Raw genomic sequence first — 12,883 nt, 5'->3', positions numbered from 1 at the left:
TCAGCGGCCCTTGATCGGGAACGTCTGCGCATTCCCCGGCGCAGAACCGGCCGGCGTGGTCGGGCGCGCCGGCGACGGCGTGTTCGCGCCGCACTGGTAGGCGCCCCACGGCTGCGAGCCATCGGCCGGCTCGGCCAGCGGCTTGATGGTGTCGGCGTTCATCTTTGCCGCCTCGTTGCGGGCCAGCACCTCCAGCTCGTCGCGCACCTTGATGTTGTTGCGGTCGACCGGGCCGACGCGGTCCATCACCGAGACGGTGACCTTGCCCAGCTCACGGCAAGAGGAGACGTCGCCGCTCCACGCGGTACGCACGTTCTTCGCCGCCGGATCCAGGGTGATGCCCCAGCTGCAGGCGCCGAGCAGGAGGACGGGGACGAGCAACAGCAGGGTCTTGCGCATGGGTGACTCCGCGACGATGGCTTGGGCATGAAAGAGGCCGGGCGTGACCGACCCGGCCTCCATCCTAGCGCGGGGACGGCGGCGCGTCCCCAACCGATCCACAACGCGCGGCGGCGGCAGGCGCCGGCGCCGCGTCCCGGCTCACGGCACCGACTTGCCATCGGCGTCGAGCACCTGCACCTCGCCCAGTTTCAGCGCGCGGACCTGCGCCTCGATCTTCTTGAGGTCGCCGACGATCACCCAGGTCAGCTGGTCGGGGTGGATGATCTCCTTTGCCGCCGCTTCCACCGCGGCATCGGTCTGTGCCTCGATGCGCGACTTCAGGGTCTGCACGTAGTCGTCCGGCCGCTTGTACTGGGCGATGCCCTGCAGCGCGCCCATCACCGCCGAGGTGGTCTGGTAGCTGCCGGGCATGCTGCGCACGTCGCCGAGCTTGATCTTGTCGATCTCCTGCGCGGTCAGCGGCCTGTCGCCGATCACGCCCCTCGCCTCCTTCAGCATCTCGGCCACCGACGCTGCGGTCTGGTCGGTCTGCACCGGTGCATACAGCATGAACGGGCGCTGGCCCACCGCGTTCTGCAGGAAGCTGAAGGCGCCGTAGGCCCAGTGCTTGTCTTCGCGCAGGTTCATGTTGAGGCGCGAGGTGAAGGTGCCGCCGAAGGCACCGTTCATGGTCTGGATCTCCAGGTTGTTCGGCGCCTCGGTCGACGGCGCCAGGCTGCCGGCGAGGATCAGGCTCTGCTGCGCCCCGGGGCGGTCGACCAGGTACACGCGCACCTGCGACGGCGGCGCCACCTTGCCGATGTTCTTCGCCGGCACCTTGCCGGCCGGGGCCTTCCAGTCGCCGAACGCCGCGTCGAGCTCGGGGATGATCTTGTCCAGCGTGGTGTCGCCGGCGACCAGGATCCGCATGTTGTCCGGCCGGATGAAGTCAGCCATGAACGCGCGCATGTCGCCCGGGGTCAGCGACTTGATCGACGCCTCGGTGCCGGTGCCGGTGAACGGGATCGCGTAGGCATGGCCCTGGCCATACAGCAGCGGCGGCAGGGTGCGCAGCGCGATGCCGATGGGCTGGCTCTTCTCCTGGGCGATGCCGGCCAGCCACTGGCCGCGCAGGCGGCTGATGTCGGCCTCGCGGAACGCCGGGTTGCGCACGACGTCGGCGAACAGCGCCAGCGACGGCTTGAGCTGGTCGTCCAGCGCGTTCAGCGAGGCGCTGCAGAAATCCAGCCCGCAGCCGCTGGCGATGATCGCGCCGAGGCGCTGCTTGCGCTTGGCGATCTCGATCGAATCCAGGCTCTTGGTGCCTTCGTCCAGCATCGCCATGGTGAAGCTGGAGGTGCCCAGCTTGCGGCCCTGGTCGGCGGCGTAGCCGGCATCGAACAGCAGCTGCAGCTGCACCGCCGGCACGCCATGGCGCTCGGCCAGGATCACTTCGATGCCGTTGTGCAGCTTGCCGCGCTGCAGGGCGGGGAAGCTGAGGTCGGGGAAGCTGCCGACCACGGGCACGCCCTGGCTGCGGTCGACCTCGCTCTTCACCGTGCGGTAGTCGCCCTTCGCCGACAGCACCGGCGTCGGCGCGCCGCTGGCCGCGGGCCGGCCGGCCACGGTGGCCATGTCAGTGGCCCCAACCTTGCCAGGCACCACGGTCAACGTGTAGTCGCCGCGAGCGATCCACTGGTTCGCCACCGCGCTGACCTGGGCCGGCGTGGCCGCCATGAATTCCCTGAAGTCCTTCAGGTAAGCGCCCGGATCGTTGCGGTACAGCTGGCCCTCGGCCAGGATCGTGGCCTGCGTGTTGACCTTTTCCAGCCCGCGCACGAACGAGGCACGAGTCTGCGTCTTGACCCGCGCCAGCTCGTCGGCGGTGGGGCCATCCTTCAGGAATTTCCGCCATTCGTCGGCGATCGCCGCCTCGACCCTGGCCGGGTCGACGCCCTTCTTCACGTCCACCTGCAGGTTGAACAGGCTGGCCAGCACGTGTTGCTCGACGTCGACCGAGACGTCGTCGGCCAGTTTGTCGCGGTAGACCAGCCGCTGGTACAGCCGCGAGGTCTTGCTGCCGCCCAGCACCGCGGCGGCCAGTTCCAGCAGGTTCTCGTCGCGGCTGCCGCGGCCCGGCACGTTCCACTCGCGGTAGATGCGCACCTGCGCCACGTTGTCGGTCATCGTGCCGCGGGTGGACTCGGTGCGCGGCGCCACCCATGGCTGCGGCCGCGGCACCTGCGGCCCGGCGGCGATGTCGCCGAAGTACTTCAGCATCTTCTCCTTCGCCAGCGCTGGCGTGATGTCGCCGGACAGCACCACCACCGTGTTGGCCGCGCCGTAGTAGTCGCGGAACCACTGCTTGACGTCGGCCAGAGAGGCGCCGTTCAAGTCCTCCATCGAGCCGATGGTGTCGTGGTGATAGGGGTGGTTGGCCGGGAACGCCTCGGCCTGGATCAGCTCGCTGGCGCGGCCGTAGGGCTGGTTCTCGCCCTGGCGCTTCTCGTTCTGCACCACGCCGCGCTGCTCGTCGAGCTGGGCCTGGCCGATCGCGCCGAGCAGGTGGCCCATGCGGTCGGACTCCATCCACAGTGCCATGTCCAACGCGCTGGTCGGCACCGTCTCGAAATAGTTGGTGCGGTCGAGCCAGGTGGTGCCGTTCTGGTCGGTGGCGCCGGCCAGCTCGAACGGCTTGAAGAATTCGTCCTGGTGGTTTTCCGAGCCCTGGAACATCAGGTGCTCGAACAGGTGCGCGAAACCGGTCTTGCCCTTGGGCTCGTACGACGAACCGACGTGGTACCACACGCTCACCGCCACCACCGGTGCCTTGTGATCCTCGTGCACCACCACGGTCAGGCCGTTCGGCAGGGTGAAGCGGGTCCAGGCCAGCTCGGGGATCTGCTGCGTCGTCGCGACGGCAGCCGCGGTGTCCGGGGCTGCCAACGCCAGTGGCAGGCCGCCGGTCAGGACGAGCAGGCCGGCGACGAGCAGGGCGAGCGGTTTCTTTGCCACGGTGAACCTCCTGTTTCACGGATGAGTCCCCGCAGGCTAGTCGACGCCCTCCAGGCATCGCAAATGACTTGTGGCAGGGGTGGCGGCCGCCTGTCCGGCTGTCCGGCAACAGGCGGCCCGCTGTCCGCGGACAGCAGACCGAGCGCCAGAGTACTCCATTTTGTATTTGAAAATCAGATATTTGGCCCTATATGAGCGGCTGGCACGGGGATTGCTGAATCCAAAGTGCAGGACTTCCCCCCTTTCATCGGAGACATGAACATGAAACTCGAGACCTTGATGCTGCAGGGCCTGTTCGTTGCTTGCCTGGCCGTGAGTGCCCTGATCTTCGGCGCCATGCTGACCACCACCCCGGCATCCGTGCGGCTCGCTGCCGGCAACAGCGTCAGCGCGATCCTGCTGACCGCACCGACCAGCTGCGCATTGCCGCCGGACGGCGTGGTCTGCCCGCAGGTCGGCGGCTGAGGCTCGACGCCGGCCCCTACCGGCACGCGATAATGGCGGGATGCTCCACGTCATCCTGTTCCGACCCGAGATCCCGCCCAACACCGGCAACGTGATCCGCCTGTGCGCGAACACCGGCGCCGCGCTGCACCTGGTACGGCCGCTGGGTTTCGAGCTCGACGACGCCCGCCTGCGCCGCGCCGGCCTGGACTACCACGAGTACGCCAGCCTCGCCGTGCACGGCGACCTCGCCGCCTGCCTCGCTGCGATCGGCACCCCGCGCGTGTTCGCCTTCAGCACCCGCGGCCGCGTCGCCCATGTCGACGCGCAATTCGCCGACGGCGACGCGCTGCTGTTCGGCTGCGAGACCGCCGGCCTGCCGACCGAGGTGCTGGAAACGATTCCCGCCGAACAACGCCTGCGCCTGCCGATGCGCCCGCACAGCCGCAGCCTGAACCTGTCGAACACGGTCGCTGTGGCCGTCTACGAAGCGTGGCGCCAGCTGGGTTTCCCCGGCGCCGCGGAAGTTTGAGCCCGGCCGGCGGGCTACAATCGGCGGATGAACGCCGCCACTCCCAATTCCTGGTTGCCGCAACCGCTGCGCCGGCTCGCCGGCCGCGCGCTGGAAACCGCGCTGAACCACGCCCTGTCGCTCGATCCCGACACGCAGCAGAAACTCGCCGCGCTGGACGGCCGCCGCGTGCAGCTGCACCTGCGCGGGCCGGAGCTCGCGCTGGCGGTGACCGTCGAAGACACGCGGCTGAAGGTCGGCCCGCCACAGGACGATAGCCAGCTGAAAGTGGCCGCCACCCCCGGCAGCCTGCTGGCGATGTTGCTGCGCCGCGACGACGACGGCGTCGCGCCGGGCAAGGTGGAGATCGCCGGCGACGCCGAGCTGGCACGGCGGCTGGAGAAGCTGGCCGGCAGGTTCGCCCCGGATTTCGAGGAGGCCTTCGCGCGCACGTTCGGCGACGTGCTCGGCGTGCCGCTGGCCAGGGCCGTGCGCCAGGGCCTCGCCCACATCCGCGAAACCGCCGACCACCTCACCGAAGACACGGCCGACTGGCTGCGCGACGAAGTGCGTGTGGCGATGGCGCCGGGCGAGGTCGAGGGTTTCCTCGACGGCGTGGACGCGCTGCGCGAACGCAGCGAACGGCTGGAAGCGCGCGTGCAGCGACTCGTGCAACGACTGCAGGGCAGCGCCGCGTGACGCCGCTGAAGGTGGTGCCGCGCCTGCTGCGGGTGGCCTCGGTGCTGCTGGCGTACCGGCTCGACGAACTGGTCGACGCCGCCCACCTGTACCGTCCGTTGAAGCTGCTGCGGCCGTTGGTGGCGCGTCCGCGCATCGACATCAGCGGCCTGCCGCGCGGCGCCCGCCTGCGCCATGCGCTGACCGAACTGGGGCCAATCTTCATCAAGGCCGGCCAGGTATTGTCGACCCGCCGCGATCTGATGCCGGCGGACATCGCCGACGAACTCACACTGCTGCAGGACCAGGTCGCGCCGTTCCCCGGCAGCGCAGCGCGCGCCATCGTCGAGCAGGAGCTGAAGTCGCCGATTGGCCATCTATACGCCCAATTCGACGAAACCCCGCTGGCCTCCGCCTCGATCGCCCAGGTGCACGCCGCCAACCTGCACGACGGCCGCGCGGTGGTAGTGAAGGTGCTGCGCCCCGGCATCGACGCGCAGATCGCCCGCGATGTGAAGCTGCTGCGCTCGCTCGGCGAGCTGGCCCAGCGCTGGCACCCGAACGCCGACAAGATCCGCCCGCTCGACGTGGTGGCGGAAGTGGAGAAAATGCTGGAGAACGAGCTGGACCTGCAGCGCGAAGGCGCCAGCGCCAGCCTGCTCAGGCGCAACTTCGCCAGCGGTGTGGATCTTTATGTGCCCGAAGTGCACTGGGAACTCACCAGCGCGCGCGTGCTCACGCTCGAACGCGTCCACGGCATCAGCAGCGACGACATCGCCGCCATCGACGCCGCCGGCCTCGATCGCAAGGCGCTGGCCGCCAAGGGCGTGCGGGTGTTCTACGAGCAGGTGTTCCGCGACAACTTCTTCCACGCCGACGCCCACCCCGGCAACATCTGGGTCGACCCCACGCGCGCCGGCGAACCGCGCTTCATCGCGCTGGACTTCGGCATCATGGGTTCGCTGCCCGAGGCCGACCAGTACTGGCTGGCGCAGAACTTCATCGCCCTGTTCGAGCGCGACTACGCGCGCATCGCCAAGCTGCACGTGGACGCCGGCTGGATGCCCGCCGACGTGCGCCTGGACGAGCTGGAAGCCGCGGTGCGCACGGTGTGCGAGCCTTACTTTACGCGCCCGCTGGCGCAGATCTCGCTGGCCGAGCTGGTGGTGAAGCTGTTCCAGACCGCGCGCCGCTTCCAGCTGACCCTGCAACCGCAGCTGATCCTGCTGCAGAAGACCCTGCTCAACATCGAGGGCGTCGGCCGCATGCTCGACCCGGAGATCGACATCTGGGCGGTGGCGCATCCGGTGCTCAAGCGCATCCTGCGCGAACGCTACAGCGTGCGGCGCACCCTGCGCGAAGTGCGCAAACGGCTGCCGGAATGGCTGCACGAGGGGCCGCAGTTCCCCGGGCTGGTGCGCGACGCGCTGCGCCAGGCCGCGCGCGGCGAGCGGCGCATGCTGAGCGACCCGGCGGCGCTGAAGCTGCTGCACGACAACGCCCAGCGCCAGCACCGGCTGCTTGCCTGCGGCCTGCTCGGCAGCTCGCTGCTGCTCGTCGCCGCCCTGCTGTGGACGCTGGCGCCGCAGCACGGCCCATGGCCGCCGCTGGGCGCGGGCGCTGCCGGCCTGCTGGCGTTCGCGCTCGGCTGGCCCCGCTCACGCTGATACTCCATCGCCTCCCCCCCGGGAGGGGCACTCGCATTCGCCAGAAGCCAAAAGCACCCCACCCCAACCCTCCCCTGCAAGCAGGGGAGGGAGCCCACACACTGACGCATGACTCCGATCGAGATTCTCTACCAGGACGATGCGCTGATCGCGGTGAACAAGCCCGCGAACCTCGCCGTGCACCGCTCGAAGATGGTCGGCAACACCGAGGAGCTCCTCATCGACCTGCTGCGCGAACAGGTCGGCGGCAACGTGTACCTGGCGCACCGGCTCGATCGCGCCACCAGCGGCGTGCTGTTGATCGCACGCAGCAAGGAGGTCGCCGCCGCGCTGGGCGAGCAGTTCATGGGCCGCACGGTGCACAAGCAGTACCTGGTGGTGGTGCGCGGCTGGCCGGAGCCGGCCGAGGGCGTGATCGACTATCCGCTGCCCGGCTCGCGCGAGACCGGCCCGCGCCGCGAGGCGCGCACGCATTACCGGCGACTGGCCACGGTCGAGGTGCCGATCGCGCTGGGCCGCTATCCGCAGCAGCGCTATGCCCTGCTGCGGGCCGAGCCGGAAAGCGGCCGCTTCCGCCAGATCCGCAAGCACCTGGCGCACATCCACCACCCGGTGATCGGTGACTGCCAGCACGGCCGCGGCGACCACAACCGGTTGTACAAGCAGCACTTCGGCTGTCACCGCATGCTGCTGCACGCGTGGCGCATCGACTTTGCCCACCCGGTGACCGGCGCCGCGATGCATCTGGAAGCGCCACTGGATGCCGAATACGCCGCAGTGCTCGAGCGCTTCGACTGGAAACGGAAAATGAGCGAAGAAGAGTGAGCCGCGGGAGCACCGCGACTCGCCCCCGCTTTCTCTCGACTTCCCGCTCCTCTTTTCCCGCTCATCCACTTACCATCGCTCCATGCTTGTCATCAGCCGCACCCTCTCCCTGCCCGAATCCGAACTGGTCGAGCGTTTCCTGCGCGCCGACGGCCCCGGCGGGCAACACGTGAACCGCACCGAGAGCGCGGTGGAGCTGCGTTTCGACGTGGCGGGCTCGTCCTCGCTGCCGGAGGAAGTGCGTGCACGACTGCTGGCGCGGCGCGACCGCCGGCTCACCGACGAGGGCGTGCTGGTGATCCAGGCGCGCCGCTTCCGCGACCAGGCGCGCAACCGCGACGACGCGCGCGAACGGCTGGTCGAGATCATCCGCGGCGTGCTGGTGCCACCGAAGAAGCGCGTCGCGACCCAGCCGACCCGCGCCTCGAAGGAACGTCGCCTGGCCGGCAAGCAGCAACGCGGCAAGATCAAGCAGACGCGCTCGCGCAAACCGGACTTCGAATGAAGGGACGCCTGTTCACGCCGGACCAGTTGCCGACGCAGATGCCCGGATTGCGCGATGGCTGGCAACGCCGGATCTGCCGTGGCGTGCTGCGCCTGTGCGGCTGGAGCCTGGCCGGCGAGTTTCCCGACGTGCCGAAACTGGTGCTGATCGCCGCACCGCATTCGTCCTGGTGGGACGGCGTGTGGGGTCTGTTGGTCAAGGTGGCGATCGGGGCCGACGTGCACTTCATGGGCAAGCGGGAACTGTTCTTCTGGCCGCTGGGCAGCCTGCTGCGCCGGCTCGGCGGCATGGCGATTGACCGCGGCAGCGCGCAAGGCGTGGTCGAGCAGATGATCGACCAGTTCCGCCGACGCGAAAAACTCTGGCTGGGCATCGCCCCGGAAGGCACGCGCAAGCCGGTGAAGCGCTGGAAAAGCGGCTTCTGGCGCATCGCCCGCGACGCCGGCGTGCCGATCTTCCCGGTGGCATTCCACTATCCCGACAAGACCATCCAGCTCGGCCCGCTGTTCGACACCAGCGCCGACATGGAAGCCGACCTCGCCCGCCTGCGCGCGTTCTACGCGCCGTTCAAGGGCAAGCACCGCGACGTCTGAGCCGCCGGGTTTCTCCGCACCCGGTCCGCGCCGGCAACCCGCTCGCCCGGCCGGGGCCGGGCCCGTATCGCGCCGGCACACACGGGCAGGCCGGTACCGATGACTCCTAGCGACCTTCCTGGTCCGTTCCTGACCCGCCAGAGCCATTCCATCGCTCCCTCCCGCCGCAGCGGCGGCGGCGCGACCGCCGGAGATCCGCGGCCGGCATGGGCTTTCTTTCATGGCACGGCACGTGCTTGGCAATATGCATGAAAAATGTGATACACATCACATTATGAACGGCGGCGCCGCAGTAGGCGCCGGCATCCATCGGGGAATCCACGCATGCACGTGTTGATCACGGGCGGGGCCGGTTTCATCGGCTCCCATTTGGTAGCGCTGCACCTTGCGCAAGGGCACAAGGTCCACGTGGTGGACGACTTGTCGACCGGCCGGCGCGAGAACCTGGCGCCTTTCGAAGCCTCGCCGAACTTCCGCTTCGACGAGGCGGACATGCTCACCTGGCCGTTGCTGCAGCAGGCCGCGGCCTGGGCGGACCGCGTCTACCACCTCGCCGCGGTGGTCGGCGTGTACCGCGTGATCGCCGAACCGACGCGCGTGCTGGCCACCAACATTGCCGCCTGCGAGCGGCTGTTCCGCACCATCGTCGCCAGCGGCTGGCGGCCGCAGGTGGTGGTCGCCTCCAGTTCCGAGGTCTACGGCCACCACCACGAAGAGCGACTGGGCGAGGAAATGGATCTCAGCGTGTCCACCCGCGTCGGCACGCGCTGGAACTATTCGGTCAGCAAGATCGCCGACGAGGCGCTGGCCCTGTCCTACGCACAGAAATTCGGCATCCCGGTGGTGGTAGCGCGCTTCTTCAATACCATCGGGCCGCGCCAGACCGGCCGCTACGGCATGGTCGTGCCGCGCTTCGTGGAGCAGGCGGTACGGGGTGAACCGATCACGGTGTACGGCACCGGCGAGCAGACCCGGTCGTTCTGCGACGTGCGCGACAACGTGGCCGCGCTCGACCTGCTCGCCTCGCGCGGGAGCGGCGACGCGCTGGTGGCGAATGTCGGCAACGATCGCGAGATCAGCATGAACGCGCTGGCCGAACTGATCCGTGAGCGCGCCGACAGCGACTCGCCGATCACCCATGTGCCATACCTGAAGGCCTATGGCGAGGATTTCGAAGACATCCAGCGGCGCCGGCCAGAACTGACCCGGCTGCGTACGCTGACCGGGTTCCGGCACCGCTACACGCTGGAAGACACGCTCGACGAGCTGATCCAAGAACGGCGTATCGCCTTGACAGGGACCGCACATGGCCACCGCACCCTGGTTTGTCATCAGTCCTAACGCGCTGCTCAGCGTGGTCGGATTGCTGCGCGGTCCGGACCGGACCGTGCCGACGCCTGCGCAGGACTGGCGCGCCGCCACGGTGGACGTGGTGATTCCCGCCTACCGCGAGGCGGAGAACATCGCCCACTGTCTGGTCTCGGTGGCGCGGCAGACGCACAAGCCGCGCAACATCATCGTCGTCGACGACGGCAGCAGCGACGACACCGCCAACCGCGCCGAGCAGACCGCGCAGCGGCTGGGCCTAAAGGTCACGGTGATCCGGCGGCAGGCGTCGATCGGCAAGACGCCCACGCTCAAGCGCCAGGCGCGCGAGTTCGACGCCGACGTCGAGTTCATCCTCGACGGCGACACTTTCCTGGAATCGCCGGACTACATCGCCCGCTGCGTCGAGGAGCTGTACAAGGGCGTCGGCATCGCCTCGGTCTGCGGCCGCGTGCTGCCGATGCGCCTGTCCGACCGCCGCCGCCTGGCGGAGACCCCGGAATACGCCGCCGTGCTCGGCGGCAAGCCGTACGTCGACCCCAAGTCCAGCCGCACCCGCCTGCAGCTGATCTGGTGGGGGCTGACCAACATCTACCGCGACTGCCTGTACCGCTACCTGCAGGGCTTCGTGTTCCACGGCCAGATGGTGTTCTTCGGCGGCATCACCAACCCGGTGGGTTGCGCGGTGGCCTATCGCCGCGAATACATCAAGGACCTGTTCGACCGCTACGAGCCCCATTTCGGCGACAACCTGACCAATTCCGAAGACATCTTCATCGGCTTCGCGCTGATCAACCAGGGCTATCGCAACGCCCAGCTGAGCGACGTCAGCGCCCGCTCCGAGGAGCCGCTGGCCACGCACCTGCCCAGGCAGATCGCGCTGTGGTCGTCCTCGTTCCTGCAAAGCTGCTACTACTTCGACGCGCTGGTGCGCAGCCCGTTCAAGGCCTTCGCCCGGCTGCGCCGCCGCTGGCACGAACGGCACGGCGAACACGGCGAACACATCCGCGAGATGCGCAAGATCGCCGAGCCGTACCGGCAGGCGTTCGGCGAGGAAGTCACCCGCCGCTACGGCCGTCCGCTGGGCTGGATCATCTTCATGTCGGCGATCGAGAAGGTCGGCTTCCCCACCGCGCTGATCGTGATGCTCCTGCTGCGCATGTGGGAGCCGCTGGTGGTCACCGTGCTGGCCGAATCGCTGCTGTCACTGATGGTGCTGGTGGTGATCTCCAGGGGCGAACGCTGGAAGGCCTTCGGCAAGAGCCTGCTGGTGACCCCGCTGCGCTACGCGCTGATCCTCACCGAGGTCGTCACGATCGGCCGATTCGCCAGCGACCTCTGGATCACGAGGAACCGGAAATGGCGCAAATGATCTCACGCCGCCGGACCTTGGCTCGCGCTTCGGCGCCGGGTCGGGCCAGCCTGCTCGCCTGCGCGCTCGCCTGCGCCTTGTCCATGAAGCCCGTTTTCGCGCAGAACGCGGTCGCCTACCAGCCGGCGCTGGACGCCGCCTGGACCGGGCGCACCAGCGAGGCGCTGCGCCTGATCGACGCCTACCTCGCCAAGCACCCGCACGACCATGCCGCGCAACTCGACCGGGCGCGTTTCCTCGCCTGGCTCGGCGACTACGCGAAGGCGGACGACGCGCTGGCCGGGTTTGGCGCCGACGACAAGGAGGCCGCCGCGCTGCGTGCACGGGTGCTGGCCTGGGCCGAGCGCCGCGATGCCGCGCTGGCGCTCAACACGCCGTTGTACGCAACCGACCCGGACGACTACGACAACGCCTGGACCCAGGCGCTGATCCTGCGACAAGGCGAGTGGCCGCAGCAGGCCTTGCCGGCGCTGGCCGCCGTGCAGGCGGTCAAGCCGGACGACAAGGACACCATCGCGCTCGCCAAGGCGGTGCGTCTGCCGCTGTTCTCCACGATCGGCCTGGCGCCTTCGCGGTACAGCGATTCGGACCACATCGAAATCCGCGGCATCGCCGCCGATGCCAACCTGTGGCTGTCCGATCGCTGGCGGTTGCTGGCCAGCGCCACGCGACGCGAGCACTCGGCCGCGTTGGGCGGGCCGTTCGCGCCGTTGCTCGGCGACAACCACGTCGACGAGGATCGCGTTGGCATGGGACTGCACTTCGCGCCGTCGCCCGACACCGCGCTGGAGCTGTGGCTGGGCAATTCGCGGACCGACAACGGTGTCGGCAGCGACAGCAAGACGATCGGCCACCTGCAGATCTCGCAACGCGCCAGCGACGCTTTCCTTTACAAGCTCACCCTGGACCGCGACCGCGTCGACCAATCGCCGCGCGCACTGGCGGTGATGCGCCACGGCCTCACCGCCGATCTGCGCTGGACGCCGACGCTGCGCGACCGCTTCGATGCGCGCATCGCCAGCGACGCTTTCGACGACGACAACCGCCGCGCCTCGGTGCTGGCCAGCTACACCCGTGCGGTGTACCGCAGTGGACGGGTGATGTTCGACCTCGGTCTGCAGGCGGAGGGCCAGCACAACACCCGCAATACCGGCCATGGCTACTACAGCCCCGACCGCTACCGACGCTATGCCGTCGCGGCTTCCAGCTACGTCTCGCTGGGCCAGGAAGCCGGGTTGTACCTGTCGGCCGCACTCGGCCAGCAACGGGACGAGACTTTCGATAACTGGAAGCGCGCCACCGACGTCAATGCCGAGCTGACCCTCGGCATCTTCAGCCACTGGCAGCTGGTCGGCCATGCCGGCTACAGCCAGCGCCTGAACCAGTTCGGCCGCTACGAAGGCACCACCGTCGGGCTGGGACTGCGCTACCGCTTCTGCGAGTTTCGTGCCGACCGCTGCCCGTCGGTGCCTTGAGCGATCCGGCGGCGGAGCCTGCGCTGGGCGACGGCATCGCGTGTCGCCCGACGCGCGATGGATCCGACCCTGTTCGACTCGTGCCGTGCGG

12 protein-coding genes are annotated in these 12,883 nt (G+C 68.9%); 10 read left to right on the top strand and 2 right to left on the bottom strand.

Annotated elements, in window-relative coordinates; genetic code table 11:
* Together R5H19_RS00960 and R5H19_RS00955 are read right to left on the bottom strand one after the other, a co-directional pair.
* Positions 1-399, bottom strand: a complete 399-nt coding sequence (locus R5H19_RS00960) for a DUF4156 domain-containing protein (RefSeq protein ID WP_318157100.1) — start codon at positions 397-399, stop codon at positions 1-3.
* Positions 400-540: 141 nt separating this feature from the next.
* Positions 541-3,396 (bottom strand): pitrilysin family protein, encoded by a 2,856-nt coding sequence (locus tag R5H19_RS00955; RefSeq protein ID WP_318157099.1) that lies wholly within the window; start codon positions 3,394-3,396, stop codon positions 541-543.
* 261 nt (positions 3,397-3,657) lie between these two features.
* Between R5H19_RS00955 and R5H19_RS00950 the strand changes: the two genes are divergently transcribed.
* The 10 genes from R5H19_RS00950 to R5H19_RS00905 all read left to right on the top strand — a co-directional run bounded on the left by R5H19_RS00950 (position 3,658) and on the right by R5H19_RS00905 (position 12,792).
* The gene (locus tag R5H19_RS00950) at positions 3,658-3,861 is read left to right on the top strand and encodes a hypothetical protein (protein ID WP_318157098.1); all 204 of its coding nucleotides are present in this window, start codon (positions 3,658-3,660) and stop codon (positions 3,859-3,861) included.
* A 40-nt stretch (positions 3,862-3,901) separates the two neighbouring features.
* On the top strand, positions 3,902-4,372 hold the full coding sequence (trmL, locus tag R5H19_RS00945) for a tRNA (uridine(34)/cytosine(34)/5-carboxymethylaminomethyluridine(34)-2'-O)-methyltransferase TrmL (RefSeq protein WP_318157097.1): 471 nt from the start codon (positions 3,902-3,904) through the stop codon (positions 4,370-4,372).
* Positions 4,373-4,399: 27 nt separating this feature from the next.
* Positions 4,400-5,050, top strand: coding sequence for an SCP2 sterol-binding domain-containing protein (locus R5H19_RS00940; protein ID WP_318157096.1), 651 nt, complete (start codon positions 4,400-4,402; stop codon positions 5,048-5,050).
* Positions 5,047-6,696 (top strand): ubiquinone biosynthesis regulatory protein kinase UbiB, encoded by a 1,650-nt coding sequence (gene ubiB, locus R5H19_RS00935; RefSeq protein WP_318157095.1) that lies wholly within the window; start codon positions 5,047-5,049, stop codon positions 6,694-6,696. The genes R5H19_RS00940 and ubiB overlap by 4 nt, the downstream gene beginning before the upstream one ends.
* Positions 6,697-6,804: 108 nt before the next feature.
* A complete protein-coding gene (locus R5H19_RS00930) occupies positions 6,805-7,521 on the top strand; it encodes a pseudouridine synthase (RefSeq protein ID WP_318157094.1) in 717 nt (238 codons plus the stop codon).
* An 82-nt stretch (positions 7,522-7,603) separates the two neighbouring features.
* Positions 7,604-8,026, top strand: coding sequence for an alternative ribosome rescue aminoacyl-tRNA hydrolase ArfB (arfB, locus tag R5H19_RS00925; protein ID WP_318157093.1), 423 nt, complete (start codon positions 7,604-7,606; stop codon positions 8,024-8,026).
* Positions 8,023-8,619, top strand: coding sequence for a lysophospholipid acyltransferase family protein (locus tag R5H19_RS00920; protein WP_318157092.1), 597 nt, complete (start codon positions 8,023-8,025; stop codon positions 8,617-8,619). The genes arfB and R5H19_RS00920 overlap by 4 nt, the downstream gene beginning before the upstream one ends.
* A 324-nt stretch (positions 8,620-8,943) precedes the next feature.
* Positions 8,944-9,960 (top strand): NAD-dependent epimerase/dehydratase family protein, encoded by a 1,017-nt coding sequence (locus tag R5H19_RS00915; protein WP_318157091.1) that lies wholly within the window; start codon positions 8,944-8,946, stop codon positions 9,958-9,960.
* Positions 9,926-11,317, top strand: coding sequence for a glycosyltransferase family 2 protein (locus R5H19_RS00910; protein ID WP_318157090.1), 1,392 nt, complete (start codon positions 9,926-9,928; stop codon positions 11,315-11,317). The genes R5H19_RS00915 and R5H19_RS00910 overlap by 35 nt, the downstream gene beginning before the upstream one ends.
* Before the next feature lie 83 nt (positions 11,318-11,400).
* The gene (locus tag R5H19_RS00905) at positions 11,401-12,792 is read left to right on the top strand and encodes a hypothetical protein (RefSeq protein WP_318157089.1); all 1,392 of its coding nucleotides are present in this window, start codon (positions 11,401-11,403) and stop codon (positions 12,790-12,792) included.
* Positions 12,793-12,883 lie beyond the last annotated feature (91 nt).

Origin of the sequence: Rhodanobacter sp. KK11 (assembly GCF_033345435.1) — a bacterium.
GTDB lineage: Bacteria > Pseudomonadota > Gammaproteobacteria > Xanthomonadales > Rhodanobacteraceae > Rhodanobacter.
The sequence above is the reverse complement of the archived record's forward strand: the minus strand, read 5'-3'. Positions and strand labels throughout refer to the sequence as shown.